We start from the raw sequence: 26900 nt of genomic DNA, 5'->3' as shown, positions 1-26900 counted from the left end.
GTTCTACGTCCTACGTCTCGGCGGAAGCGTCGACCCGGCCCGTACAAGACCCGTACAACCCGGCGTATAACGAGCTATATCCCTGGCCGGTGGGAAAACATCAGGTGAACGCGGCCAGCGTGGCGAAGCCGGTCGCGAACACGAGAAGCGTGGACAGCAGACCCAGGAGCAGCGCCCGGCCACCTCCGCGCAGCAGCGGGCCGAGCCGGACGGCGCAGCCGAGGCCGAACAGCGCGCCCGCGAGCAGGAGGGTGGACGCGGTCTTCGCGACGTCGAGCGCGAACGCCGGGACGAGCCCGGTGCTGCGGACGGCGACCATCGCGAGGAACCCGAGCACGAACAGCGGGACGAGGGGCGCGTGCCCGCCGCGGCGGGTGCGTTCGGTGGCGCCGACGATCGCGACCATCGGGGCCAGCAGCACGACCCGGCTCAGCTTCACCACGATCGCGATCGTCACCGCGCCGGCGCCCGCCGGCCCGGCCGCGGCGACGACCTGGGCGACCTCGTGCACCGAGATCCCGGCCCAGCTGCCGGTGCGGACCGCGTCCAGCCCGAGCCAGCGGGCGAGCAAGGGGAGTACGCCGAGCGCGAGGCTGCCGTAGCAGGTGACGAGCGCGACCGCCGTCGCGACGTCGGAGTCCTCGCGGTCGACGACGCCCTCCATGGCGGCGATCGCGGACGCGCCGCAGATCGAGAAGCCGGTGGCGACGAGCAGGGCGAGCCCGCGCGGCACCCGCACCAGCTTGCCGAGGCCGAGGGTGCCGAGGAAGGTGACCGCGACCGTCACCACCACGGCGGCGAGGGTGCCGGCGCCGAGGCTGAGCACTGTCGGCAGGGCGAGCTGCAGCCCGAGCAGGACGACCCCCGCGCGCAGCAGGCGTTTCGTGACGCGCGCGACGGCCTGGCGGTGCTCGTCGGCCAGCAGGGGAGTGCTCCCGACGGCGATGCCGAGCACGACGGCGACGGTGAGCGCGCCGGCGACCGGCCACGCCGAACTCAGCGCGTACGCGGCGGCGACACCCAGGCCGGTGATCACGAGGCCGGGCAGGAGCGGTTTCGCCGTCGTGAGTGCCATGGTCCCAGCGTCGCCCGGGCGCGCGGGTTTCGGTAGCCGTCCGTGCCGGCCCAGGTCATAGACTGGGGCTATGACCGGACCGGATCTGGACTCGCTGCGCCTGCTGGTGCTCGTCGACGACCTCGGCAGCATCGGCCAGGCGGCCACCGCGCTGGGCATCGCGCAACCCTCGGCGAGCAAACGCTTGTCCACTTTGGAGCGTCAGCTGGGACTGTCCCTCGTGGACCGGACGCGACGGGGCTCCGCGCTGACCCCGGACGGCCGGGTCATCGCGGGCTGGGCCCACCGGGTGCTGGCCGAGGTGGACGGGCTGCGGACCGGTGCCGAGGCGCTGCGCACCCAGCGCGGCGCGAAACTGCGCGTCGCGGCGAGCATGACACTGGCCGAGCACTTCGTGCCGGCGTGGATCGGCGAGGTGAAGCGGACCGGGCCGGACACCCACGTCGGGCTCGAGGTGGTCAACTCCGAGCACGTCGCCGACCTCGTCACGCACGGGAAGGTGGACCTCGGGTTCGTCGAGTCGCCGGGGCCGTGGCCGGGCCTGAGCACGCGCCGGGTCGCCACCGACCGGCTGGTTGTGGTCGTCCCGGCCGGGCACCAGTGGGCGCGGCGACGCCGTCCGCTCACCGCCGCGGAGCTGGCCGCGACGCCGCTGGTGGTGCGCGAACCCGGGTCGGGCACCCGCGAGACCGTCGAGGCGGCGTTGCGCCGCGCGGGCGCCGGGCCGGTGAACCCGTTGCTGGAGCTGGGTTCGGCGTCGGCGGTGCGCAACGCGGTGATCGCCGGGGCCGGACCCGCGGTGATCAGCGACCTCGACGTCGTCCGCGAGGTGGCCGGGCGCCGCCTGGTGCCGGTGGCGGTCGACGGCCTCGAGCTCGGCCGGGTGCTGCGCGCGGTGTGGCCGGCGGGCCGCCGGCTGGCCGGACCGGCCGCGGAGCTGCTGGCGCTGGCGGTCAAGTCCGGGTCCTGACGGGGACGCTTCCTTGCGGCCGATCCAACGGCGATATATCGTGCGAATGTCGGCGATACGACGACCGAGGAGGCAACCATGGTGATGCACACCGGAGCAGGGCGGATGTTCGGCGGGTTCGGGGGCGGGGAGCCCTTCGGCAGCCACGGGCACCCGGGGCATCCAGGACACCCGGGACACCACGGGCACCCGGACCACGAGCACGGGATGCCCGGCCACGAGGACTGGGAAGGTGGCCCCGACCTGGCGCGCGGCGGGCCGCCGGGTGGTTTTCCGCCGCACCCACCCCACCCGCCGCAGCCGCCGGGGGGCCCGGGCGGCTTCCCCGGGTTTCCGGGGTTCCCGGGCGGGCCGGGGTCGTTCGGCGGCCCGGGTGGCTGGGGCGGCGGCGCCTTCCAGCGGGTGCGGGACTTCCGGGGTGGGCGGCCCGCGGCGCGTCCGGTGCGCCCGGCCGTGCTCGCGCTGCTGGCCGAGGAGCCGATGCACGGTTACCAGCTGATGCAGGAGATCCGGCGGCGCACCCATGACCGGTGGCGGCCCAGCCCCGGTTCGGTGTACCCGATCCTGCAGCAGCTGGAGGACGAGGGCCTGGTCCGCACGGTCGAGTCGGGCGGCCGGCGCGTCGCCGAGCTGACCGACGCCGGGCGCGAGCACGTCGACGGCCGCGAGGAGGAGTTCGCCGCCCTGTGGTCCGACGGCGCCCCCGAGGACGAGCCGAACGCCGACCGTTTCGCCGCGCTCTGGAACGCGCTGGGAGAGCTGTCCGGCGCGGCCGCCCAGGTCGGCTACAGCGGAAACGAAGCCCAGGTAGCCGAAGTGAAGAAGATCCTCGCCGACGCGCGCCGCCGGGTCTACGCGGTCCTCGCCGACGCGGACCTGGAGGACGAGGAAGCCTGACGGCCCGGCCGCCAATACCGTGAGGGGCACCCTCAGGGAGACGTAAGCCCTGAAGGTGCCCCTCGCGGCGGCCCGCTTGGCGTTCGGCTGTCGAGGGGGGGGGGGGGGGGCCCCCAGGGGCGCGCGCGGGCCGGGGGCGGGCCCCACAGGCCGGGTGTTATAAACGACTCCTCCGGGGGGGGGGGGGGCGAGGGCCCCGGCGGGTTGGGGTTGGGGGGGCGGGGCCCGGGGGGGGCGCCCGGCTGGCCCCTCGACCGGCGCGGGACCGTCCACATCGGACGGTTTGAAAACCCGGTAAGCTCGGTGCGCATGGAGGAAAAGGACTTCGCGGCGCACCTGACCGCGACCATGACCGGCAGCGCGCTGACCATGCTGATCGGGCTCGGGCACCGTACCGGCCTGCTCGAAGCGGCCGCCCGCGGCCCCGCGACCAGTGCCGGCCTCGCCGAGCGGGCGGGGCTGCGGGAGCGGTACGTCCGCGAGTGGCTGGGCGCGATGGTCACCGGCGGCATCTTCACCTGCGACGCGGGGGAGTACACCTTCCCGCCCGAGCACGCGAAGTTCCTGCTCGGCGACACGGCGTCGAACCAGCTGCCGTCGCTGCTGACGTTGAGCGCGTTCACCGGCATCCTGCCCGACCTCGAGCGCAGCTTCGCCGAGGGCGGCGGGGTGCCGCGGTCGGCGTACGGGCCCTACCTCGAGACGCTCGGCGCGAAGACCGGCGACAGCTGGAAGCACATCTACCGCGAGCACCTGGTCGACGGCTTCTTCGGCGCCGTCCCCGGCCTGACGGCGAAGCTGGCCGAGGGCGCGCGCGTGCTCGACCTGGGCTGCGGCACCGGGAACGCCATCGCGGTCGCCGCCCGCGCGTTTCCCGCGTCGCGGTTCACCGGCGTCGACATCAATCCCGGCGTCGTCGCGCAGGCGGAGGAGACCAACGCGGACCTGCCCAACGCCGAGTTCGCGGTGGCGGACGCGGCCGAGCTGACGGCCGACCCGCCGTACGACCTGATCACCGCGTTCGACGCGATCCACGACCAGGACCGCCCGGACGTCGTGCTGCGCCGGATCCGCGGGGCGCTTGCGCCGGACGGGCTGTTCTTCATGGTGGACACCAACTTCTCCAGCCACGTGGAGAAGAACGTCGGCAACCCGCTCGCCGCGCTGTGCTACTCGATCAGCCTGATGTACTGCACCACGACGTCGCTCGCCGAGGGCGGCGCGGCACTGGGCGCGATGTGGGGCACCGAAAAGGCGTCGGAACTGCTCGCGGACGCGGGGTTCCGGCACGTCGACGTGCTCGATTCCCCGCGTCCGCAGAACTGCATCTACGTCTGCCGCGCGTGAGTCACTGCTGGTACGGCGCCGCCGCGGCCTTCGCGGCGGTGATCAGCGCGCCCTTGTTCTTCGGCCAGAACGTGCTGTCGACGCAGGTGTAGCGCGGCAGGAACCCGCCGCAGGTGCCGCTGGAGCCGCCGACCTCGAACGTCACGCTGGCGACACCGAGCTCGCCGTAGGTGAAGTCGTCGGTGGTGCCGCTCGTGTCGTAGCCGACGGTCTCCTCGTTGGTGCCGACGAGGTAACCGTTGGACGCGGCGTACTTCGCGCCGAGCTTGCGGTACTGCGCGTCGTTCGGCGAGGTGGCCTGCGTGAAGCCCCACGGGATGATGATGTCGTTGCCGTAGCTGTGCAACGTGATCATCGTGCCCTTGGCGGTGGTCGGCGCGGGGTCGTTGTTGCCGGTGCCGCGCTGGTCCGGGAAGATCGAGCGGGCCAGGCCTTCGAGCGCCTTCACCTCGGGCTCGGAGCCGGCGCTCACGCCCTGGTAGGTCTCGGCGCAGGGGGAGTTGGAGTCGCCGCCCCACTTGAACGTCGAGTTGCGGTTGAGGTCGATGCCGATGTTGGTGCCGGAGCAGCCGCCGCGGGTGTTGTTCGCGTTCTTGCGCTGCAGCTTCGGCGAGTTCCCGCCGGAGGCGACGATGTCGACGCCGTCGGGGTTCGAGATCGGCACCACCCAGACCTCGGTGGTGTCCAAAATGGACTTGGCGGTGGCGTCGGTGGCGTAACCGTCGGCGAGGTAGTCGATCCAGCGCCAGGCGAGCTCACCGGTCGACAGCTCGCGCGCGTGGATCTGGGCCATCAGGAAGAACTTCGGCTTCTTCGACGTCGTCGAGAGCGTGCAGTCGCCGGTCTGCTTCTTGGTCAGGCAGATCGCCTGGATGTCGTGCCCGCCCTGGCCCTGCTGCTTCTTCCACGACTGGCCGATCGTGTACTTCGTGGCCAGGTCGGGGTGCGCGGCCGCGACGCTCGTGAGGTGCGCTTCGTGCGCCGTGACGGTGCGGTAGCCGCCGTAGAAGGTGTCCGCGGCGAGGGAATTCGCCTGCGCGGGCAGTTCCTTGTAGACGGTGTCGTAGAAGCTCGGCCGGTAGCCGAGGCCCTGCAACTGTGCGGCGACGGTTTTGCCGCCGACGACGTACACCGAACCGGCGTCACCTTCTTCGACGTCGAACCCGGCGTTCGTCAGGGCGGCGGCCTGCGCGGCGGTCGCCGGGACACGCCAGAACACCGGCGTGTCGGCTGGCTGCGCGGTGGCGCTGCTCCCGAGCAGGGAAGCGAGCAGGGTGCCGGCCGCCACCAGGGCGAGCCGGGACAGGGACCTTGACGCCATCGGGGGATCTCCTCACGGCCGCACGGATGGGCGCCCGGCCCGGCAGCCCACGGTCACCGAACCGGCACGCACAGTGTGTCGGTGCGGGACAAACCCGCCATACCCCCGAAAGTCGCGAAACCGGTCAACGGCAAGGGCGGCACTTTCACGGGAAAGTGCCGCCCTCGCCGAGCCGTTGCTACTTCTTCAGGCCGTGTTCGATCGACTCGATGATCCGCGGCCGCAGCTCCGCCGCGCTGATGATCGCGTCGACCGAGCCGACCTCGACCGCGCGCTGGATGTTGTGGACGCGGTCGAACTCCGCGGCCACCTCGCCGACCTTCTCGGCGCGCACCGAGGACTGGACCTCCGCCAGCTGGGCGTTCAACGCCGCCCGCTCGGCGCCGCTGGCCGCCGACACCCGGGCCTGCAGCTCCGTCACCCGCGGGTCGGTCGCCGTGCGGTTGTTGACCTCGCCGGAGAAGACCACCGCCGCGGCCGGGGCGCCGCCCAGAACCGAGGCGAACGAGCCCTCCAGCGCCAGGACCGTCATGTTCGGGTTGAGCGCCTTGGAGAACACCACGAACGCGCCGCCGTGGTAGCGGGAGATCACGCAGAACACGATCGGGCCGTCGAAGTTGACGATCGCCCGGCCGATCTCCGCGCCGTACTCCAGCTGCAGCTTCCGCAGCGACTCCGGCGAGCCGTCGAACCCGGAGAGGTTCGCCAGCACCACCAGCGGCCGGTTGCCCGACGCCGCGTTGATCGCCCGCGCGGTCTTCTTCGACGACCGCGGGAACAGCGTGCCCGCGGTGTAGGCGTCCGGGCCGTCGGTGGGCGGGAAGCCGCGGCGGGGCACCGAACGCGACTCGATGCCGACCAGGCAGACCGGCCAGCCGCCGATGTGCACGTCCTGCACCGCCGAGGTGTCGGCGTCGGCCATGCCCGCCCAGCGCTCCAGCACCGGGTGGTCCTGGTCCGACAGCGCACGCATCACCGTGCGGATGTCGAAGGCCTTCTTGCGGTCCGGGTTGTGCTCGGCCGAGAAGATCTCGCCGACCGTCTTGAAGTCGCTGCCGACGATCGCGTGCGGGTACGGCGAGACGTCGCGGTCCACCGGGTCGTTCGAGGTGGCCCGGCGCGGGCCGGTCTCACCCGGCACGACGTAGGTGTGGTCGTAGTGCGACATCAGCACGTCGCGGGCGGCCGTCAGGTTCGGCGCCCAGTACTGCGCCTGGCCGTTCGGGCCCATCACGCGGTCGTAACCGCCGATGCCGAAGTTGTCCTCGGCCGACACGCCACCGGAGAAGTCCAGCGCCTGCTTGCCGGTGAGCACCATCGCCGAGTCCGGCGTCATGATCAGGACGCCCTTGGTGTGCATGAGCATCGTCGCTTCGGCGTTCCAGTACGGCTGGGCACCGACGTTGATGCCGACGACCACGACGTTGATCTCGCCGCCGTCCTGGGTGAACGTGACGATCCGCTTCAGCGCCGCGGCGACCCAGTCCATGTTCTCGGTGCCCGAGGACATCGAGATCCGGGCGCCCGCGGACACCGCGAACCACTCGAGCGGGACCTGCATCCGCTCGGCCAGGTCCAGCGCCGCGATGACCCGCGAGCACTCCGGCTCCGACAGCGCGCCCAGCGCCTTCGTCGGGTCGCCGAGCAGCACGACGCGGGTGACGCCCTCGGGGTGCCGCTCGGTCGGCGTGGTCACCACGCCCGCGATGATCGCCGCGGAGTTCTTGCCCTTCGGGCGATCCACCGGCACCAGCGCCCCGGCCTCGTCGAAGTCGTGCTCGACGAAGCTGCCTTCCGGCCCGGAGAGCAGGCCGGTCAGCTCGTACGGGTAGACGTTGCCGCGCCGCGCCGCGCGCAGCACCTTCTGGCGGTAGTCGTCCAGCGGCTGCAGCGGCTCGTCGGTCGGCGCGCCGACGTGCAGGCGCGCGCCGTTGCCCGGGTCGAGGGTGATCCGGACGGCGATCTCGGACAGCTCGCCGGAGTGGGCGCGCTGCCGCGCCAGGAACTGGACCTCCTCCAGCCCGGCGCCCGCCGTGGTCGGCAGGATGCGCTGGACCAGCGTGTTCAGCTCTTCCGGGGTGATCTCGGTCGACGGCCAGACGTACATCATGATCCGGTTGGTGTCGAACCGCTTGTTCTGCGGCCGCTGCGCCTGGATGTTGCGGATCGCGTCGAGGCACGCGGTGATCGCGTCTTCGACCGCGGGCAGCGAGACCAGCCGGCCGTCGGCTTCCCGCAGCGGGGTCAGGTCGCGGACCTGGCCCATCGCGATGAGGCGCTCGTCGGCCGGGTTGCTCTTGGCGACCGCCTTGAAGAGGTAGATCTCCTCGTCCGACGACGGCAGCCGGGTGAGGTCGAACTCGCGCAGCCGCTGCAGCTGCAGGCGCTGCGCGATCATCGGGTGCAGGCCGCGGATCAGCCTGTCCTCGGCGAAGCCGTCGCCGTCGGGGCGGAAGGTGAAGTGGTGGTGCATCACCGCGCCGCTGGTGCCGGCCACGGTGGTGGTGATCCGGCGGACCCCGGCGGGCAGCGACTGCCCGGCGAGGATCTCCCCGAGCCGCACGGCCATCGCGTCGGCGTCCGGCTGGCCCTCCCACGTGACGTAGAGGTCGGCGACCAGGCCGCGCTCGGGGACGTCGGCGGCGAACGTGCCGACCGCGCCGATCGCGTCGGGCAGGGCGGCGATGTCGACGGCGGTGGTGACCACCCGCGTCACGCCGTGGCGCCCGGTGTGCTCGGCGGTGACGAACCGGCAGCCCGCGACGTCGTGCGCGGTGACCTCGGCCAGCCCGCGGTTGCCGTAGTAGCGGCGGGTCAGGACCTCCAGCAGCGGCGCGTGGTCGCGGCCGGGCCGCCCGATCCGCTGGCCGATCAGCCGGACCAGCGGCTCGGCGCTGGCCACCATGGTCTGGATCCGCTCGGCGCGGTCCGGCGAGTCCGGGTTCCGGTCGAGATGACGCAGCTCGTCGCGGACCGCGGCGTAGACGCGGGCGCGGCTGCGGCGCAGCAGCGGCTGGGCGAACCAGCGGAACACCACGCCGCGGGCCAGGTCGGAGACCGTCGGGAAGCGCACCTGCGTCGCCTCGACCAGGTGCTCCAGGGTGAGCCCGGCGCGCTCGCTGTCCGACTCGAGCGGCGGGGCGCCGGCCAGCCACTGCCGCAGCAGCTCGGAGACGACGGCGACGTCCGACGACATCCGCTGCTGCGCCAGGAAGATCCGGAAGACCGCGCCTTCCAGCTCCGGCGTGCGGTCGAGGTCGGTGACGCCGTAGTGGCCGAGGACCTTCGTCAGCTTGGCCTGGAAGCCTTCGGTGACGCCCGCGCGCTCGACGTCGAGGCTCTGCAGGTAGCTGTGGAAGAACTCCCGCGCGCTGTGCACCGGGCTGCCCGGCTCGGTGTCGAGCTCGCCGCCCGGCTTGTTGCGGCTCAGCTCGGACAGGTCGGCGAACACGGTCAGCAGCTCGCGCTCGCCCTCGAGCGGGCGGGGGCCCAGCTCGGCGCGGGCGGCCAGGTAGGCCGACAGCACGCGCTTGCGCTCGGCCGGGTCGACGTCGAAGCCCAGCAGCAGGCTGCGGAGGTCCTGCAGGCCGCGTTCGACCCGGGCTTCGGCGGAAACGCCCGACGGCTCGGCGGGCAGCTCGATCTCGACGGTCTCGGTCTCGGTGGCGGCTTCCTCTTCGGCGCCGTCGGCCAGCGGCTCGAGCCGCATCAGCGGGGCGCCGGTCTCGACCTGGCTGCCCACCGACACCGGGCACTCGCGGACCCGGGCGCGGAACGGCGCGCGCAGCACCGTCTCCATCTTCATGCTCTCCAGCACCAGGATCGGCGCGTTCGCCTCGACCTCGTCGCCCACCGACAGCGGCGTCGCGACGACCAGCGCGGGCGCGGGGGAGCGGACGACGCCGCCTTCGTCGCGGCTGATCCGGTGCGTGACGCCGTCGACCTCGACGAGGTGAATCGGGCCGTGCGTGGCGGAGATGAACCGGAAGCGCTGGCCGTTGACGACGATCAGGCCGCTGTGGGCGTCGAACCGCTCGATCTCGACGTCGGCCGGGTGCACGTCGCCGCCGCCCGAGATGCCGACGCGGAAGCGCTTCTGGCCGCAGCGGGCCACGGTGACGCGGTAGCCGACACCGCGCAGCTTGAGGTCCAGCGGACGGCCGGATTCGTGCTGCACCTGCGGGCGGCCGCCGTACGCGGTGGTCAGCAGCCGCTGGACGGAAACCTCTTCCTCGTCCTGGTAGGCCTCGATGGCCGCCGCGGCCAGCGCGATCGCGGAGTGCCGGTGGGTGACCAGACGGCCCTCGGCGCGGACGCGGTCGATCCAGCCGGTGTCGGCGCTGGCGTCGATCACCTCGGGCTGGTCGAGCAGGTCGAGCACGAAGCTCTTGTTGGTCGCGCCGCCCTCGATGATCACGACGGTCTCGGCCATCGCGCGGCGTAGCCGGGCGAGCGCCTCCTCGCGGTCGCGGCCGTAGGCGATGATCTTCGCGATCATCGAGTCGAAGTCGGCCGGGATCGTGTCGCCTTCGCTGACCCCGGTGTCGACGCGGATGCCGGGGCCGGCGGGCAGCGCCAGCCGGGCGATGCGGCCGGGGGAAGGCGCGAAGTCGCGGTCGGGGTCTTCGGCGTTGAGCCGTGCCTCGACGGCGTGGCCGCTCTCGGCGGGCTGCTCGCCTTCGAGCTTGCCTCCGCCGGCGACGTGCAGCTGCAGCTTGACCAGGTCGGTGCCGGTGGTGATCTCGGTGATCGGGTGCTCGACCTGCAGGCGGGTGTTGACCTCGAGGAAGGCGAACAGCTTCTCGCCCGGGTGGTAGAGGAACTCGACGGTGCAGGCGCCGCGGTAGCCGACGGCGACGGCGAGCCGCTCGGCCGAGGCCTTCAGCTCGGCCGTCTGCTCCGGGCCCAGCACCGGGGAGGCGGACTCTTCGATGATCTTCTGGTTGCGGCGCTGCACCGAGCAGTCGCGCACACCCAGTGCCCACGCTGTGCCGCCGTCGGAGATCACCTGGACCTCGACGTGGCGGGCACCGGTGACCAGGCGCTCCAGGAACACGACACCGGAGCCGAACGCGCGCAGCGCTTCCTGGCTGGTGCGCTCGTAGGCGTCGGCGAGGTCTTCGCCGGAGGCCACCATGCGGATGCCGCGCCCGCCGCCGCCCGCGGTCGCCTTGAGCATCAGCGGGTAGCCGATCTCGTCGCCGGCGCGCAGCGCGTCCTCGAGGGTGGCCACCTCGCCGCGGCTCCACGGCGCGACCGGGACACCGACCTCTTCGGCGATCAGCTTGGCGCCGATCTTGTCCCCGAGCTTGCGCATCGCGTCGGCGCTCGGCCCGACGAACGTGACGCCGACCTTCTCGCACAGCTCGGCGAAGGCGGGGTCCTCAGCGACGAAGCCCCAGCCGACCCAGGCGGCGTCGGCCTTCGTGTCGACGAGGGCCTTCTCCAGCACCCCCAGGTCGAGGTACGGCCGCGCCGAAGCCAGGCCCAGGTTGTAGGCCACGTCGGCTTCGCGGACGAAGGTCGCGGTGCGGTCCGCGTCGGTGTAGAGGGCGACCGTCTCGATCCGCTCCCCGGTTTCCGCCGAGAGATCCCGCACGGCGTGGATCAGCCGCATCGCGGCCTCTCCGCGGTTGACGATGGCGACACGACTGAACACCGGCTGAGCCTCCCAAGTACCCACGCACAGAAGGCGACGCACCTGCCCCGGGGCGTCGCCTGCACCTGCCTACACCCTGGTCGATGACCGACCGGTGGGCCAATGTCCGGCATGGCGCATGCCGGAGGCGATGCTTTGTGGGAACCCCACAAAAAGCGACCGGCGCCACACTGCGCGACGCCGGATTCTCGCGAGGACTGCCACAAAGCACACGGGGAACCCTACGCCGGGGGTGACTAGGAAAACATCTCGTTGCCACCCCTATGTTCAGGAGGCCAGCAGCACGTCCGACTCCAGTACCTGCCCCAGTTCCCGGCGTTCGGCCTCCGACAACGGCACGGCGGCTACGCTGCACCGCCCGTCCGGCCCGGGCGCGGTGGTGATGGCCAGCACGGGCCGCCCGTCGATCTCACGCAGGGTGACGCGGCCGCCGCAGGCGAGGTCCACGGAGACTCCGGGCCGTTCGCGATGCCGGCCCCTCCAGCGGCTGACGAAGTCGAAAGTCATCGCGGTCTCCCCTCGGTACGGGCGTTCTCCCCGAGCACAGGTGTCAAGGGTTGATGCCCCGGATACCCCGGGTTCACACGCCGGAGGGGAAGAATTCGTCCGCGAGGTCCGCCATCGCCGCGACCGGGAGGCCCGGGTTGGCCGCGGCCGCCGTCACCACGCGGTCGTCGGCGTGGCCGAGAAGTTCCACAATGGACTCCGGTGCGAGGCCGGGCTGCCGGGCCAGCTCACGCAGGGTGCGCACGGACGCGCCGCCGAGCATCCGCCGGGCGAGGTCGCCGGGGCACCGCGGGTTCGCCGCGAGCCGCGCGTGCACGGGTGAGCCGTGCCGGGCGAGGGTCCGCAGCTGTGCCGGGCCGAGCCGCGGGTTCGCCGCGACGGCCTTGGCGACGCCCGCGTCGGGGTCGGCGGTGAAGCGCTCGAGAAGGTCGGACGGCAGGTCTTCCCGGGCCGCCGCCAAGCGCCTGACCTGCGCCGCGGGTGCCCCGGCCAGGATGCGCAGCTCCGCCTCGGTCGCGGTGGCGACGCGCGGCACGAGGCCGGCCCCGATCTTCGTCTCGGCGGCCAGCCGCACCAGCGATGTCAGGGGGATCAAGGGGTTGACGGCCGCGCGCTGCCGGATTTCGCGGCTGCGGTCGCGGGCGAGCAGCCGCGGCAGGAGGGCGACGGCCGCCGGGTTGGCCGCGAGGTCCCGGCGGACGCCGGGCAGGTCGTCCTCGGCCAGCACGGCGTAGACGTCGTCCGCGAGATCGGTGCGGGAGGCCAGCTTCCAGCGGGTCAGCTGACCGGCGCGAACGGACCGGCCGCCGACCAGGTGCCGCAGCACGTCCGGCGGCATCGCCGGATTGCCGGCCAGCAGGTGCATGACCTGGGGATCCGGGTCGGGCAGCAGGCGGAGCAGCACGTCCGGCGGGGTGTGCTCGTTCGCGGCGACCGCCCGGCGGACCACAGGCCGGGCGTCGGAAGCCAGCCGGACGGCGAGCTCCTCGGAGAGCGACTGGCACCGGGCCGCCGAGGTGACCACGTCGAGGTCCGGGTCGGTCAGCAGCCGCTCGACGATCCGCGCCGGGAGCGGGAACCGGGCGCTCAGCTCGCACCGGAGCACCGGGTCGGGATCGGCCGCCAGCCGGTCGAACCACCCGGGGCCGGCGTCGGGGTGCGCCAGCACGGCCAGCCCGCGCCACGGATCCCCGGACGGCACGTCGGCCGGGGCGATCAGGCCGCGTTCCAGCAGCGGGTACAGCACCTCCGCGTCACCACGGGCGGCCAGGACACACGCGTGGGCGGCCGTCAGGCCGGGGTGACCGGCGAGGACCGGGCCGGTCTCCTCGTCCGCGGTGGCGACCAAGTGGTCCAGCAGGGGAGCGGGCAACGCGGGGTTGGCCGCCAGGCCGCGCGTCGACGGGCTCATCGTCGTCTCCGATCGTCCCGCCCGGTGCGGAACCGGACAGGATCGCGCGTCTCGTCCGCGGCGGCAACCGGTTTCCGCCGCGGACGAGACGCGGCGACCCGCGAACCGCCGTCAGGATGTCCGGATGGAACTCGGGCACCTGGCCTCGGCCGCGCGGGCGGTCTTCTCCGCGAAGCTGGTCTACGGCGAACCGGTCGAACGGGACGGTGTCGTCGTGATCCCGGCCGCCGCGGTGTTCGGGGGCGGGGGTGGTGGCGACACGGACGCGCTGCCCCTGCGGGAGGGCGCCGGGTTCGGGGTGCTCGCGCGGCCCGCCGGGGCGTTCGTCCTGCGGAACGGCACCGCGAAGTGGGTGCCGGCCCTCGACCTGACGCGGCTCGGGCTCGCCGCGGCCGTCACCGTGGTCGCGGTGGTGAGAGTTGTCGCCAAGCGGGCGAGGAGGTGAAGAGTTCACCGCCGGTTCTTGTCCGCGTTCGCGTTCCTGACCTAGCGTCGGGCCGTCACTGATGCGGAGGTCGGCATGGATGTCAGCAGGCGTACGGTGCTGCGAGCGGGCGGGCTGGCCGCGGCCGCGGGGACGCTCCCGGGCGTCGCGTTCGCCGAGCAGTCAGGCGGTACGCAGACGCGGACCGTCACCGGCACCTTCAAGCCGGACATCCCGGACTGGTACTACCTGCCCGTCGACGTCCCGCGCGGGGTCAGGCAGATCGACGTCGTGTACTCCTACGACAAACCTCAGGTGCCCGCCGGCACCCGCGGGAACGCCTGTGACATCGGCATGTTCGGCCCGGAGGGCCACGACCTGGGCAACGCCCGCGGGTTCCGCGGCTGGTCCGGCGGGTTCCGCGACCGGTTCTCGATCAGCGCGTCCGAAGCGACCCCCGGCTACCTCGCCGGGCCGGTCAAGCCCGGCCGCTGGCACGTCATCCTCGGCCCGTACACCGTCGCGCCGCAGGGCCTGAACTACAAAGTGGACATCACGCTCACCTTCGGCCCGGACGGCGCGCCGTTCCAGCCGAACCCGGCGCCGGAGACCGCGCCCGCCCGCGAGAAGGGCCGCGCCTGGTACCGCGGCGACGGCCACCTGCACACCGTGCACTCCGACGGCCGCCGCACCCCGGAGCAGCTGGTCGCCGACGCCCGTGCCGCCGGCCTGGACTTCATCGTCTCGACCGACCACAACACCTCCAGCGCGCAGCTGCAGTGGGGTGAGCACGCCACGGACGACCTGCTGATCCTCAACGGCGAAGAGGTGACGACGCGCTCCGGGCACTGGCCCGCGCTCGGCCTGCCCGCCGGCACCTGGATCGACTGGCGCTACCGCGCGGCCGATCCGCAGGACTTCCGCCGGTTCACCGACCAGGTGCACCGCGCGGGCGGCCTCGTCACCGCCGCGCACCCGTTCGCCAACTGCTTCGGCTGCACGTACGAGTTCGCCTACGAGATCGCCGACCTCGTCGAGGTGTGGAACGGGCCGTGGACCCAGGACGACGAGGCGAGCGTCATCCACTGGGACGGCCTGCTGCGCGGCGGCCGGTTCATCCCGGCGATCGGCGACTCGGACGCGCACAACCCGGACCAGCGCGTCGCGCTGCCGCACACCGTCGTGTACGCCGACCGCCTGCGCCGCAAGGAACTCCTGGCCGGGCTGAAGGCCGGCCGGTCGTGGCTGGCCGAGTCGTCCGCGGTCCAGCTCGACTTCACGGTCTCCGGCGGCGGCCGCACCGCGGGCATCGGCGACCGGCTCCCGGTGGGGATCGGCACGCCGGTGACGGTCGGCGCGGCGGTCGGCGGCGTGCCGGGCACGACGGTGACGTTCCTCGACCAGCTGGGCCCGGAGCACACCGAGACCATCGGCGACTCCGGCACGGCGACCGTCACGTGGACGACCTACCCCCGCTACAGCCGCTGGGTGCGCGTCGAGGTCCGGCGTCCGTCGGGCGGCCCGAACACGACGATGCCCAACGCCATGGTCGCGATGTCCAACCCGATCTTCCTCGGCACCGGCCACTGAACCCCGCCCCGCGTCCCGCGTCTTCCGACAGGGCAGACTGGTGCGAACGGGTGACGGGGAGGCAGTGTGCGTGGATGTGGCCTGAAGGTGGCCATCTTCCTGGGGGCGGTCGTCGTGCTGACGGCGGGGATCGTCGTGGTGTCGGTGCTCGTGCGCAGCCCGGTCCGGACACCCGGGTGCACGGTGACGCCTCCGGGGGAGAACGCGACGTCCGTCACGTTCACGCCGGAGCAGATGACCAACGCGGCGACGATCTCGGCCGTCGGCACCAAGCTGGGCCTGGCCCCGCACGCGGCGACTATCGCGCTGGCCACGGCGCTGCAGGAGTCGAAGCTGCAGAACCTGGAGGGCGGCGACCGCGACTCGGTCGGCCTGTTCCAGCAGCGGCCCAGCCAAGGCTGGGGCACGGTCGCGCAGCTGCGTGACCCGGTCTACGCGGCGACGGCGTTCTACGAGAAGCTCGAGAAGCTGCCGGGCTGGGAGACGATGCCGATCACCGAGGCGGCGCAGGCCATCCAGCGCTCGGGGGCCCCGGACGCCTACGCGCAGTGGGAGCCGCAGTCGCGGGCGATGGCGGCGGCGTTCACCGGCCAGTGGCCGGCGTCGCTGACCTGCCGCAACCTGACCCTGGCGCCGCCCGCGGACATCGCGGCTTCGGCGACGGCAGAGCTGGGCACTTCACGGTTGAGCGGAGCGCACCCGGCGGCCCAGGGCTGGACGTACGCGAGCTGGCTGGTCGGCCGCGCGGAGGCGCTGGGCGTCGACAAGGTGAGCTTCGCCGGCCAGACGTGGACGGCGGCGTCCGGGGCCTGGGCCCAGGACACCGCCGCCGGTCCGGATCTCTCGCTGCACCAGGCTCCGGCGGCCCCGCCCAGCCAGTGAGGCCCCACCGCCGAGGAGGCTCGAAGCCCGTGAAGGCACCGAAGCGCGGTTGCCGTGCGGCCGGCGGTCGCCGTGGTTGTCGCCGGCCTCGCCGCCTGCGGTTCGCCGGACCGGCCCGCCGGTCCGGCGAACCTGCCGGAGCCGGTGTCGCGCGCCGAAGCGGAGTCCCTGCTCGCCACGGCGGTTTCGCTGGCCAGGCAGCCGAACTTCTGCGCCGTGGTCGCCGCGAGCGAGGAGCAATGCCGCAGCGAAGCGGCTTTCGCCGCGAGCGTCGGCTGGCGCCCGGGTGACACGCCACCGCGCGTGACCGGCGTCCGGCAGCTGCCGGCGAGGGTGACCGGTGGATCACCGGTCACCGTCCTCGAGCTGGCCGGCACCCGAGCCGACGCGACCCCGTTCACCGCCGACTTCGCCACCACCCGGACCGACTTGGCGCGGATCCGCAGCCTCACCCCGGTCTACTGGTCCGGGGTCGGCTACCGCGACCGCTTTCAGGAAGCCTCCACAGTGGACTCCGGGTAACGGGTACGAAGCAAACCGCGGCAGAAGTGCGCGTTGCCCTCGATGGAGATCCGGACCGATCGCGCGAACCGCAGCCGCAGCGGGATCTCCTCGCGGGGGAACGGCGTCCCGTGCTCGTCGACCAGCACCGGCGCCGACGGGTCGAGCGACAGCCCGAGCGCCTCGCGACGGCGCACCAAAGCGGGAGTCGCGGGCACGTCCGGTAAGTCGGCGAGCGTCACCGCGTGCAGGTCGACGTGCTCGTCCGCGCGTACGAGGACCGTCAGCGCGCGTTCCATCGCGGCCTGGTGGGCCTTGCGCCGGAACGTCCGCCGCAGCTCTTCGAGGTCCTCCTCCGCCTCGTGGCCGAACGTGCCGCGATAGCCCGCGTCCGCCGCGAGGCCGCGGTTGATCAGGTCCGAGTCGTGGTGGTCGTCGAGCAGGACGACGACCTCGGTCGTCCAGGGCAACGCCGTCAGCACGTCCTTCGCGTCCGATGCCATCAGGTAGGCGAAGTTCGGTGCGCAGAACGACGTCGGGAGTCGCAAGTGGACGGTGACGCGGCCGCCGTCGACGTCCACCGAACGAACGAAACCCAGGTCGGTGATGGGCTCGTCGAGCTCCGGGTCGAGAACCGCGTCCAGCGCGGTGCGGGCGTCCACCTCAGGCCACCGAGACGGCCTGGGTCTCGACGGGTGCGAGCTGCAGCTCCGACGGCACCGGGATGTCGTACATCTTCGCCGCGTTGAGCCCGAGGATCTTCTTCTTCTGGTTCACCGTCAGCGGCGCGTACTCCGGCAGGTCCTCCGGGATCTGGAAGTCGACGAACCGCTCGACCAGCCACTTCGGCGTCCAGATCGCGTAGTCGCTGGAGAACTGGATGCGGTCCTCGTCCAGCCAGTAAAGCAGCTCGCCGACGATCTGCGCGAAGTACTTCGGCCGGGTGTGGATGAACGGCATCGCCACCGCGAGGCCCGCGTGCACGTTCGGCTCCTGCGTGGCGATCCAGCAGAAGTCCTCCAGCCGCGGCAGCCCGCAGTGCTCGACGACGAAGTTCAGGTCGGTGAAGTCGGTGGCCGCGTGGTCGACGTCGGCGACGTCGAAGGCGTCACGGTCGAGGGGCCGGATCGTCGGTCCCTTGTGGACGTGGATGTTCTTGACGCCCAGTTCCTGACAGGCTTCCAGGTACTTGTACGTCCACGGGTCGTTCAGCTTGTACCCCCGCGAACCACCCTGCCACTCGGCGGTGTAGAGCTTGACGCCCTTGAGGCCGAAGCGTTCGGCGTCGCTCTTGAACCGGTCGAGCCCGGCCTGTTCGAGCCGCGGGTCGAAGTTGTGGTTGTAGGTCAGTTTGCCCGGGTGCTTCCGCGTCAGCGCGAACGCTTCCTCGGTCTGGCCGAAACCGTTGTGGTAGAACGCGCCGAGGTGGGCGGGCTGGAAGATCGCGTGGTCGACGTAGCCGTCCTCGAACAGGTCCTTCAGCAGCCGCTCGCCGCCCTGGTAGAGGTAGTCCTCGTACGGCCAGACCTCGGACTCCGGGCTGAGGTTGCGGTGGTAGTCGTAGAAGCAGTCGATGAACTGCTTGCCGTGGATGTTGCGCTGGTTCTCCGGGCGCGCGTCCCAGAGCGCCACGTGGGCGTCCACGATGAAGTAGTTTTCGCCGTCCTTGCTGTACATGTGCGTCCTCCGCGTTCGTGACCTCCGTTGGCCCGTGCCGGCGACGGTAGGCACGCGGGCGCCGCTCGGGGACCCACCCGGTGTCTCGATATGAGACAAGCGGGCGCGCCCGGCGGCCCTAGCCTGGGGGAATCCGACGCAACGGAGGTCGCGGTGGGGAACCCGCAGGCGCACGTCACGCGGTCGTTCGCACCCCGGCTGCGGGCGTCCTGGCAGCGCAGCGAGCGCTACGGCGTGCCCGAGGACGAGGTCCTCCCGGTGTTCTCGGGCGCGGTCGACACCGGCTCACTGCTCTACGAATGCGGCACCGAAGTGCTGCGCGGCCTGCAGGCGACCCTGGTCAACGAGCCGATCAGCCTGATGATCACCGACAGCGAAGGCCTGGTGCTGAACCGCCTCTGCACGGACGCCTCGATCAGCCGCTCGCTCGACAAGGTGTACCTCGCGCCCGGTTTCTCCTACGCCGAGAGCAACGCGGGCACCAACGGGCTCGGCCTGGCGCTCGCCGACCGGGCGCCGTCGCTGGTGCGCGGCGGTGAGCACTACTGCACCGACCTGCGCGGATACACCTGCGCGGCGGTGCCGGTGCTGGACCCGCTCACCGGCACGCTCGCCGGGAGCGTCAACCTGACGACCTGGTCGGAGCAGTCTTCCGAGCTGCTGCTGGCGCTGGCCCAGGCCGCGGCCGGGAACACCGCGGCGCTGATGCTGGCCCGCGCGTCCGGCCGGATCGCCCGCCCGACTCCTCGCGGCGAGGTGTTCCGGGTCTACGCCGACCGCGTCGACCCCGGCACCCTGCCGCGGCTCTCACCCGCGTGGACCACTGCGTTCGCCGAGACGCGGGCGGCGCTGGCGGGTGGCCGGGCCGTCGCCGTCGTCGGCGAACCGGGCGCGGGCAAGACGGCGCTGGCCGCGCTCGCGCACCGGGAGGTACGGCCCCGCGACCGCGTGCTCAACGCGCGCCCGCCCGCGCCCGACGACGTCGACACGTGGCTGACGCTCTGGACGCCCGAGCTGACCAAGGACGACACGTGCGTCATCGTGTCGGGCGTGGACGCGCTGCCCGCGTGGGCGGCGGAGGAGCTGGCGCGGCTGTTCACCGAGGCGCGCGCGGTGGGCGGTCTGGTCCCGTTCGTGCTCACCGCGGAGGACGCCGGTGCGTTGCCCGCCGCGCTGAGCCCGCTGGTCGACCGGGTCGTCGAGGTGCCGGCGCTGCGGTTCCGGCCCGACGACGTCCTCCCGCTGGCCCACCACTTCGCCCGGCGGGACCGCGGCCGCGACGTCACCTTCACGTCCGCGGCGTCGCGTGCGCTGATGGCCTACGACTGGCCGGAGAACGCGAAGCAGCTTCGGCGCGTGATGCGCGAAGCCGCGGCGCGCTCGGACGTCGTCGACACCCAGCACCTGCCGGCTGAGGTGTTCACCGGCGTCGGGCACCGGCTGAGCCGGCTGCAGGCCCTGGAACGCGACGAGATCGTGCGGTGCCTGTCCGAGCCGGGCGCGACGGTGGTGCACGCGGCCGCGCGGCTCGGCATGGGCCGCGCGACGCTCTACCGCAAGATGGCGCAGTACGGGCTCAACGCGCGGCAGCTGAAGTCTTGGCCCAGCGCACCGCCGGGCCCATCGCCCAGCCCGCGGCCAGGAAGATCGCGCCCATGAGCAGCCAGCCCGGCAGGCCCCAGCCGATGACGACCGTGCTCAGCAGCACCGGGCCGATCGCGCGGGCCACCGACGTCCCGGTGCCGAAGAACCCCTGGTACTGGCCCTGCTTGTCGGCCGGCGCGAGTGCGAAGCCGATCTCCCAGGTGCCCGCCGACTGCAGCATCTCGCCGAACACCTGCACCAGCGCGCCGACGACCAGCACGGCGAACGCGACCCACGGCGAGGTGCCCGACGCCGAGAGCGCGAAGGCGACGCAGGAAGCGAACAGCAGCACACCGGACCGGCGGACCATCCGCGCCGCCGAGCCGATGCTCGCCAGCCGTCCCGCCACCCGGACCTGGAACAGCACCACGACGACGGTGTTGAGCACGAACAGTGCGGACACCGTCCAGCCCGGCGCGGCGGTGCGTTCCACGACCCACAGCGGGATCGCGACACTCAGCAACGGCATGCGCAGCAACAGGATCGCGTTGAGCAGCGTCACCACGGCGTACGGCCGGTCGCGCAGCACGGCCAGTTTCGGCTCGCCTTCCCTCGGCGCCGAGGTGATGACGGAGGGGAGCGCGAAGAGCATCGCCGCGGTGACCAGGAAGGTCACGGCGTCGAGCACGAAGACCGTCAGGTACGCCGGCGCCGTGTCGGCCGACAGCGCGAGCCCGCCGAGCCCGGCGCCGATGGCGAGACCGGCGTTGCCCGCGGACTGCAGCTGCGCGCGGATGCGGGTGCGGTGCTCCGGGTCGGCGAGCGCGGCCAGCAGCGCCTGGCGGGCGGCGGCGAGGCCGGTCTGGCAGCCGGCGTAGAGGCACGCGGCCAGGACGAACAGCAGCGGCGACCGGACGACCAGGAAGGCGAGGATCGACACGCTCGTCGCGAGGGCCAGCAGCACCGCGGAGCCGCGGGCGCCGTGGCGGTCGGCGAGGTGGCCGAGGGGCACGCCGGCGACCGAGCCGACGGCCCAGCCGAGCGTGAGGCCGAGCCCGACCTGGGCCGGCGTCAGGCCGACGATCCGCGTGAAGAACAGGACCGAGCAGGTCAGGAACGCGCCGTCGCCGAGGGAGCCGGCCAGCTGGGCGGCCGCGAGCAACCGTCCGGGCGCGGTCTTGGGAGCCTTCGCGGGGCGGTCCAGAGTCACTGTCATGAGGGTAACGGTAGATCGCGACTTGGCCCGATCCCAGATCCAATTGTGGTCCGGTTGATTGGGCCAATGTAGCGTCGGCGGATGGACTTCCACGTGAGTCTCGCCGGGCGGGGCGACCTCAGCGTCCGGATCTACCGGCAGCTGCGGGACGCCGTGCTCGACGGCAGGCTGCGCGCGGGGGAGCGGCTCCCGCCGACCCGCGAGCTGGCGCGGCGGCTGGCGGTCTCGCGCAACACCGTCGCGGTGGCCTACGACCGGTTGACCGCCGACGGGTTCCTCACCGGGCGCGTCGGCGCCGGGACGTTCGTGTGCGCCGAGCTGCCCGCCCGGGCGAAACCGCGCAAGGCGCCTTCGGGTGCCGGGCCGCAGCCGAAGGCCGTGTGGCGCTCGTTGCCGCCGCCGGTCGCGCCGGTGAAGCAGGTTCCGCGGTACGACTTCCGCGTCGGCATCCCCGACGCCGGGTTGTTCCCGCTCGAGACCTGGCGGCGGTTCCTCGCGCGGGAGCTGCGGGACGCCGCGTGGTTCGCGCACTACGTCGACCCGGCCGGTCACCCCGGCCTGCGCGCGGCCATCGCCCGGCACGTCGGCGTCTCGCGTTCGGTGCGGGCGGGCGCGGACGACGTGCTCGTCACCCAGGGCGCTCAGCAGGCGCTCGACCTGCTGTGCCGGGTGCTGCTCGAACCGGGGGACCGGGTGGCCGTCGAGGAACCCGGCTACCGGCTCGCGAAGCTGCTCTTCGCGTCGCACGGCGCGGAAGTCGTCGGTGTGCCCGTCGACGGTGAAGGTCTCGACGTCGCCGCCCTGCCCCCGCGGACGCGCCTGGTGTACGTCACGCCGTCACACCAGTTCCCCCTCGGTACGCCGATGTCGCTGGCCCGGCGCACGGCGTTGCTCGCGTGGGCCGCGCGCGCGGACGCGGTGATCGTCGAGGACGACTACGACAGCGAGTTCCGCTTCTCCGACCGGCCCCTGGAACCGCTGCAGAGCCTCGACCGCGACGGCCGGGTCGCCTACGTCGGCTCGTTCTCGAAGACCCTGCTTCCGATGCTGCGCCTGGGTTTCCTGGTCGCGCCGGCGTCGCTGCGGGACGCGCTGCACCACGCCCGCCAGCTCTCCGACTGGCACGGTGACCTGCCCGCGCAGGCGGCACTTGCACGGTTCATCGACGAAGGGCTGTTCGCCCGCCACCTCCGCCGCGCGACGAAGGTCTACGCCGAGCGGCACGAGCGGATCACCGGGACGCTGGACCGGGTGTTCGCGGACCGCCTGCGGCTGGTCCCGTCGGCGGCGGGCCTGCACCTGTGCGCCCTGTCCGACGACGACCTCGAGCCCGTCGCGGCCCGCGCTTCCCTTGCCGGGGCGGAAGTCCAGACGCTCTCCGACCTGTGCGGCGGCTATCCAGGGCGGGGGCTGGTGCTGGGGTACGGCGCGATCCCCCTGGAAAGGATCGACGACGGTCTCGCGGCGTTGGATCGTGCCTGGGTGTCGTGAGTGAGAAACAGTGTTCTAACCCGGTTTCTCACTCACGAGAGCCGCGGCAGGGCTGGGTGGTTCGACGTGGTGGTCGGTCCGGCGCCGCGCCGCGATGAGCAGGCCACCCGCCGAGGTGGCCGCCGCCGTGGCCAGGATCAGGAGCCAGCCGCGGCGGAAGTCCGTCAAGCCGGGAGTTCCCGCGAAGATCGCGACCAGCACGGCGACGCCCAGGACCGTGCCGATCTGGCGTGTCGTGTTGACCATCGACGACCCCGCGCCCCAGCGGGCGGCCGGCAGGACCGTGCCCACCACGCCGGACAGCGACGGCAGGATCAGGCCGACGCCGATCCCGGTCAGCAGCTGGCCGGGGAGCATCGCGCCCGCGTAGTCGCGCGTGGAATCCATGCGCAGCAACCAGATCAGCACGCCCAGCCCGAACGAGACGCCGCCGAGCGCGACGATCGGGCCCGGTCCGAAGCGGTGCACGAACCGGCCGCCGAGGATCGACACCGGCACCACCATCAGCGGTCCCGGCGCGAGTGACAGCCCGGCGAGCAGCACCGAGTCGTGCCAGACCGACGTCAGGAACAGGACGTTGCCGAACAGCATCGCGGCGAACCCGGCGGCGAACACCCCGGTGGTCACGCAGGCCAGCCACAGCGTCGGGACGCGCAGCGCGGGCAGGTCCAGCACCGGCACGGCGTGGCGCGCCGACCGCAGCGGCACCCAGGCCAGCGCGACGACGGCCACCGCGAACGCGAGCAGCACCCCGGGGGAGCCCCAGCCGTGGTCGGGCGCCTCGACCAGCGCGTAGGCCAGGGCCCCGACGCCGACGAGAAGCCCGGCCGCGCCGAGCAGGTCCGGCACGCCGGTGCTCGTGTCACGCGACTCGCGCAGCACGCGCGGCCCGGCCACTAGCGTCGCCGCGCAGATCGGCAGGTTCACCAGGAACACCCAGCGCCAGGACGCCTCCACGAGCAGGCCGCCGACCGGCGGGCCGAGCGCCGCGGCCGCTGCGCCCACCGACGCCCAGACCCCGACCGCCATCGGCCGCCGGTGCGGCGGGAACGCCGTCAGCAGCAAGGCCAGCGACGTCGGCATGACGAGCGCCGCGCCGATCGCCTGCACCGCGCGGAACCCGATCAGCACCGGGATCGACGGCGCGATCGCGCAGGCGGCCGAGGCGAGCGTGAACACCGCGACGCCGATGAGGAACAGCCGTTTGCGGCCGTAACGGTCGGCGAGGCGACCGGCGGGCGCGAGGCAGGCGGCGAACAGGACCGTGTAGCCGTTGAGCACCCACGACAGCGTCGCGAGGTCGTCGCCCGGGAACGCGGCCCGGATGCCGGGGAAGGCGATGGTGACGATGAACGTGTCGAGGCTGGCCAGGAAGGCCGCCGTCGAGACGACCAGCAGCACAAGGCCGGGCTTCGGCGCGGTGGCGGGCATGTCCCTCCTAGGTTTGAAAAAGCAACCTAGTCGGGAGAGTGGGTTTAAACAAGAGACTGAGCTGCTCGGAGCGACCTAGCTCACGCCGCGGCCCGCAGCTCCGCGCGCGCCTTGAGCGCCGCGAGGGTGTGCTCGATCGACTCGACGTTGTAGCCGGGCCGGTCGACCCGGCCGGTGACCTTCGGGCCCATGAACTTCCGCACGACCCAGCTGCCGATCCGGTACCAGTTCTCGGTGACCAGGCAGCCGGTCGCGGTCGGCGTCAGCACGTACTCCCACCGGGACACGCGCGAGCCGAGCGGCGTCCGCACGTCGAAGGCGAACCGGCGGTCGGGCTCGCAGGCGACCACCAGCACCCGCGTCCACCACTGCAGCTGGCCGTTGCGGTTGCGCCCGCGGAACCGCGCGCCCAGCGCCGGGCCGGTGCCGTCGAGCCAGCGGCCGCCGATGTTCTCGGGGCTCAGCTCGCCCATCCGCGGCAGGTCGGTGACCCACGACCACACCGTGCTCGCGTCCACGGGCACGTCGATGCTGCGCGAAATCGTCGGTTCCACACCTCGACGGTGACAGTGGCCGGCGCCACCGGGCAAGGGGTTCCGGCGTTGTCCGCAGCGGAGAAGAGCCGGTGTTCGGCGTGGTCAGAGGCATAGGCCGACTTGGTGAAAAAGTAGCGGCCGAAAGCAGGGTGTAAAACGGGATTTTCTGGGTACTTCGCGCGCGGAGGGTCCTTACACGGAGGGTGCGGTGGTTAGCGTGATCCCGATCGAAGTTGTGGGGATGGCCGTCCCGGTGCCGGGTGAGGCCCCCTTGATGCTGTTGCGCGAGCCCGACGGCGCCCGCCGCTGGCTCGCCATCATGATCGGGTACGGCGAGGCGGAGGCCCTGGTCCGGGCCCGCGAGCAGATCGAGCAGCCCCGGCCGGGCACGATCGAGCTGCTCGGCGACGTGCTCTCGGCGTTCGGCCAGGGGGTCGCGGCGGTCGAGCTGACCGAGGTCCGCGACGGCATCTTCTACGCCGACCTCGTGCTCGTGGACGGCACGCGCGTGTCGGCCCGCCCGAGCGACGCGGTCGCGCTCGGCCTGCGCCAGGGCGCGCCGATCCGGGTCGCCGAGGAGGTCCTCGACGTCGCGTCGGTGCAGCTCGAGGTCGAGGAGCAGGAGACCGAGAGCCCGGCGGCCGACGCGCTCGACACCGAGGCCGAGGTCGCCCGCTTCCGCGCCGAGCTCGACGGGCTGCGGCCCGAGGACTTCGACCTCTGAGGGCTCGGACGGCTCAGCCGCTTTCGCCGAAGTAGCCGGCCAGGCCGTCCCAGGACCGCTCGTTCCGCCGCCGCGTCCACCACGACCGGAACGGGACCGAGGCCATCGCGTGGCGGGTGTAGGACGTCATGGCCGCGCGGTAGACCTGCTCGGCCTGGTCCCACGTCACGCGCTCCTTGCGCCAGGCCAGCACGAGCCGCATGCGCATCGGGTCGTTCTTCAAGGGGCGCACGACCATGCCGGGCAGCTCGGGCGCGGTGGGCTCGACCAGCTGCACCGCCTGCCCGGCCGCGATCAGCTGGCGGCCGCCGCCGTTCGGGCACTCGAAGCGGATCCGCGGGGTGAACCCGGCGCGGTGGGCGGCCGCGCGCAGCGACGTCAGCGAACCGTCCTCGGGGCCGGGCGGCCCGATCCAGGCCTCGTCGGCGAGGTCGGCCAGGTCGACGTCGGCCCGGCCGGCCAGCGGGTGCCGCGCGGGCAGCCCGACGAAGACCGGGATCCAGGGGAGCAGCACCCGGTGCCCGAGGTGCTTGGCCAGCGGCACCTCCTGGTCGTCCGACATGGCGATGACGGCGATGTCGAGCGTGGCGCGGGCCAGCGACCGGGCCAGCACCGCACTCGACGGTTCCAAGTGGACGGTCACCTCGAGGCCGGGCAGCGCGTCGTCCAGCCGCTCGACGAACGTCGGAAGACAGTCCATTTGAGACGATCCCAGCCGGAGCGGGCCGGTGCCGGCCGAGCCGAGGAGATCGGCCTCGAACCGGTCGAAGTCCAGCAGCAGCACCAAAGCGCGCCGCAGCGTCTGCTCGCCGGCCGGGGTCGGCGTGACGCCGGTGTGGCTGCGGACGAACAACGGCGTGCCGATCTGCCGCTCGAACCGCTGCAGCAGGGACGTCAGCGACGGCTGGGACACGCCCAGCGCGGCGGCCGCCTGCGACAGGCTGCCCGCCTCGGCGATGGCGCAGATCGCCCGCAGCTGCCGGATCTCCAGGGCCATAGCCGGAGTCTATCGCCGCGGGCCATTACGCCCCGGGTGTTCGCGGTGTGACGCTGACTTCCCGACGCTGTCTTCGACGAGGTGGAAGGGGAGCCGATGACCGGCGACCGAACCCGGCCCGACCTGCGCGCGCTGCTGGGCGCGAAGGGCTTCCGGAACTGGATCCGCGAGGGCTGGGAGCCCGCCGCGGACGCCGTCGACGTGCCGGCGGGCACCGCCGAGGCCGCCGCCGCGCACCGCGGCCGGCTGTCCGCGGCGCTGCCCGGGCAGCGGATCGCCCTCGCGGCCGGGCGCGCCGTGGTGCGGTCCAACGACACCTTCCACGGCTTCCGCGCCGACAGCGACTTCGTCTGGCTCACCGGGTGCCAGCGGGAAGGCGCGATCCTGGTGCTGACCCCGGCCGGCGACAGCCACCACGCCACGCTCTACGTCCCCCGCCCGGCCGAGCCCGACGAGACCGACTTCATCGGCGACGCCGACACCAGCCCGCTCTGGGTCGGCTCCGCCGCGACGCCCGCCGCGTACGCCGAGGCCCTCGGCCTCGAGTGCCGCCCGCTGGAGGACCTGCCGCGCGGCCTGCGCGGCCGGCACCCGCAGGTGCTGGTCGCCGCCGGGGTCGACCCGGTGCTCGACGCGTACGGGCAGGGCCACAGCGAGCGG

22 protein-coding genes are annotated in these 26900 nt (G+C 72.9%); 11 read left to right on the top strand and 11 right to left on the bottom strand.

The features are described 5' to 3' along the window. Positions 1–100: 100 nt before the first annotated feature. Positions 101–1075 carry a YeiH family protein gene (locus ACGFMK_RS35780; RefSeq protein ID WP_392772968.1) on the bottom strand — a complete coding sequence of 325 codons (975 nt, stop codon included), beginning with the start codon at positions 1073–1075 and terminating at the stop codon, positions 101–103. Between the two features lie 70 nt (positions 1076–1145). Here ACGFMK_RS35780 and ACGFMK_RS35775 point away from each other — a divergent pair, with 70 nt between their 5' ends. The 3 genes from ACGFMK_RS35775 (at position 1146) to ACGFMK_RS35765 (ending at position 4289) form a co-directional block, all read left to right on the top strand. Next, entirely contained in the window at positions 1146–2045 is a 900-nt protein-coding gene (locus ACGFMK_RS35775; RefSeq protein ID WP_392772965.1) for a LysR family transcriptional regulator, read from the top strand. 78 nt (positions 2046–2123) lie between these two features. Beyond that, complete coding sequence (locus ACGFMK_RS35770) at positions 2124–2942, top strand: PadR family transcriptional regulator (protein ID WP_392772963.1); 819 nt, start codon at positions 2124–2126, stop codon at positions 2940–2942. Between the two features lie 309 nt (positions 2943–3251). After that, the gene (locus ACGFMK_RS35765) at positions 3252–4289 is read left to right on the top strand and encodes a class I SAM-dependent methyltransferase (RefSeq protein WP_392772960.1); all 1038 of its coding nucleotides are present in this window, start codon (positions 3252–3254) and stop codon (positions 4287–4289) included. Position 4290: 1 nt separating this feature from the next. On the opposite strand, the gene ACGFMK_RS35760 is transcribed toward ACGFMK_RS35765, so the two are convergent. The 4 genes from ACGFMK_RS35760 to ACGFMK_RS35745 form a co-directional block, all read right to left on the bottom strand. Further along, positions 4291–5610, bottom strand: coding sequence for a M14 family zinc carboxypeptidase (locus ACGFMK_RS35760; protein ID WP_392772957.1), 1320 nt, complete (start codon positions 5608–5610; stop codon positions 4291–4293). Between the two features lie 178 nt (positions 5611–5788). Next, complete coding sequence (locus ACGFMK_RS35755) at positions 5789–11269, bottom strand: carboxyl transferase domain-containing protein (protein WP_392772954.1); 5481 nt, start codon at positions 11267–11269, stop codon at positions 5789–5791. Between the two features lie 267 nt (positions 11270–11536). Beyond that, entirely contained in the window at positions 11537–11776 is a 240-nt protein-coding gene (locus tag ACGFMK_RS35750) for a hypothetical protein (RefSeq protein WP_392772951.1), read from the bottom strand. A 73-nt stretch (positions 11777–11849) separates the two neighbouring features. After that, positions 11850–13187 (bottom strand): hypothetical protein, encoded by a 1338-nt coding sequence (locus ACGFMK_RS35745; protein WP_392772948.1) that lies wholly within the window; start codon positions 13185–13187, stop codon positions 11850–11852. Positions 13188–13311: 124 nt separating this feature from the next. On the opposite strand from ACGFMK_RS35745, the gene ACGFMK_RS35740 reads away from it, so the two are divergent. The 4 genes from ACGFMK_RS35740 to ACGFMK_RS35725 all read left to right on the top strand — a co-directional run bounded on the left by ACGFMK_RS35740 (position 13312) and on the right by ACGFMK_RS35725 (position 16605). Next, positions 13312–13632: a hypothetical protein gene (locus ACGFMK_RS35740; protein WP_392772945.1), complete on the top strand. Its 321-nt coding sequence runs from the start codon at positions 13312–13314 to the stop codon at positions 13630–13632. Positions 13633–13707: 75 nt separating this feature from the next. After that, positions 13708–15201 carry a CehA/McbA family metallohydrolase gene (locus ACGFMK_RS35735; protein WP_392772942.1) on the top strand — a complete coding sequence of 498 codons (1494 nt, stop codon included), beginning with the start codon at positions 13708–13710 and terminating at the stop codon, positions 15199–15201. Positions 15202–15294: 93 nt separating this feature from the next. After that, a complete protein-coding gene (locus ACGFMK_RS35730) occupies positions 15295–16083 on the top strand; it encodes a hypothetical protein (RefSeq protein ID WP_392773047.1) in 789 nt (262 codons plus the stop codon). A 72-nt stretch (positions 16084–16155) separates the two neighbouring features. Continuing rightward, positions 16156–16605 carry a hypothetical protein gene (locus tag ACGFMK_RS35725; protein ID WP_392772939.1) on the top strand — a complete coding sequence of 150 codons (450 nt, stop codon included), beginning with the start codon at positions 16156–16158 and terminating at the stop codon, positions 16603–16605. On the opposite strand, the gene ACGFMK_RS35720 is transcribed toward ACGFMK_RS35725, so the two are convergent. Both ACGFMK_RS35720 and ACGFMK_RS35715 read right to left on the bottom strand, forming a co-directional pair. Continuing rightward, complete coding sequence (locus ACGFMK_RS35720; protein ID WP_392772935.1) at positions 16575–17246, bottom strand: iron-sulfur cluster assembly protein; 672 nt, start codon at positions 17244–17246, stop codon at positions 16575–16577. The two genes, ACGFMK_RS35725 and ACGFMK_RS35720, sit on opposite strands and share 31 nt — an antisense overlap. A gap of 1 nt (position 17247) precedes the next feature. Further along, the gene (locus tag ACGFMK_RS35715; protein ID WP_392772932.1) at positions 17248–18261 is read right to left on the bottom strand and encodes an amidohydrolase family protein; all 1014 of its coding nucleotides are present in this window, start codon (positions 18259–18261) and stop codon (positions 17248–17250) included. Between the two features lie 153 nt (positions 18262–18414). On the opposite strand from ACGFMK_RS35715, the gene ACGFMK_RS35710 reads away from it, so the two are divergent. Further along, a complete protein-coding gene (locus ACGFMK_RS35710) occupies positions 18415–19920 on the top strand; it encodes a helix-turn-helix domain-containing protein (protein ID WP_392772929.1) in 1506 nt (501 codons plus the stop codon). On the opposite strand, the gene ACGFMK_RS35705 is transcribed toward ACGFMK_RS35710, so the two are convergent. Next, a complete protein-coding gene (locus ACGFMK_RS35705; RefSeq protein WP_392772926.1) occupies positions 19838–21061 on the bottom strand; it encodes an MFS transporter in 1224 nt (407 codons plus the stop codon). The two genes, ACGFMK_RS35710 and ACGFMK_RS35705, sit on opposite strands and share 83 nt — an antisense overlap. A gap of 81 nt (positions 21062–21142) precedes the next feature. Here ACGFMK_RS35705 and ACGFMK_RS35700 point away from each other — a divergent pair, with 81 nt between their 5' ends. Further along, on the top strand, positions 21143–22552 hold the full coding sequence (locus ACGFMK_RS35700) for a PLP-dependent aminotransferase family protein (protein ID WP_392772923.1): 1410 nt from the start codon (positions 21143–21145) through the stop codon (positions 22550–22552). A gap of 15 nt (positions 22553–22567) precedes the next feature. Here ACGFMK_RS35700 and ACGFMK_RS35695 read toward each other — a convergent pair whose 3' ends face one another. Then, on the bottom strand, positions 22568–23983 hold the full coding sequence (locus ACGFMK_RS35695; protein WP_392772921.1) for an MFS transporter: 1416 nt from the start codon (positions 23981–23983) through the stop codon (positions 22568–22570). A gap of 80 nt (positions 23984–24063) precedes the next feature. Next, on the bottom strand, positions 24064–24537 hold the full coding sequence (locus ACGFMK_RS35690) for an SRPBCC family protein (RefSeq protein WP_392772918.1): 474 nt from the start codon (positions 24535–24537) through the stop codon (positions 24064–24066). 190 nt (positions 24538–24727) lie between these two features. Between ACGFMK_RS35690 and ACGFMK_RS35685 the strand changes: the two genes are divergently transcribed. Beyond that, positions 24728–25243: a bifunctional nuclease family protein gene (locus tag ACGFMK_RS35685; RefSeq protein WP_392772915.1), complete on the top strand. Its 516-nt coding sequence runs from the start codon at positions 24728–24730 to the stop codon at positions 25241–25243. A gap of 13 nt (positions 25244–25256) precedes the next feature. On the opposite strand, the gene ACGFMK_RS35680 is transcribed toward ACGFMK_RS35685, so the two are convergent. Continuing rightward, positions 25257–26240 carry a LysR family transcriptional regulator gene (locus ACGFMK_RS35680; RefSeq protein ID WP_392772912.1) on the bottom strand — a complete coding sequence of 328 codons (984 nt, stop codon included), beginning with the start codon at positions 26238–26240 and terminating at the stop codon, positions 25257–25259. A gap of 96 nt (positions 26241–26336) precedes the next feature. On the opposite strand from ACGFMK_RS35680, the gene ACGFMK_RS35675 reads away from it, so the two are divergent. Next, the coding region (locus ACGFMK_RS35675; protein ID WP_392772909.1) for an aminopeptidase P N-terminal domain-containing protein at positions 26337–26900 on the top strand (564 nt) is incomplete at its 3' end.

The organism is Amycolatopsis sp. NPDC049252, assembly GCF_043197175.1.
Lineage (GTDB): Bacteria > Actinomycetota > Actinomycetes > Mycobacteriales > Pseudonocardiaceae > Amycolatopsis.
This window is presented reverse-complemented; position numbering and strand designations above follow the sequence as displayed.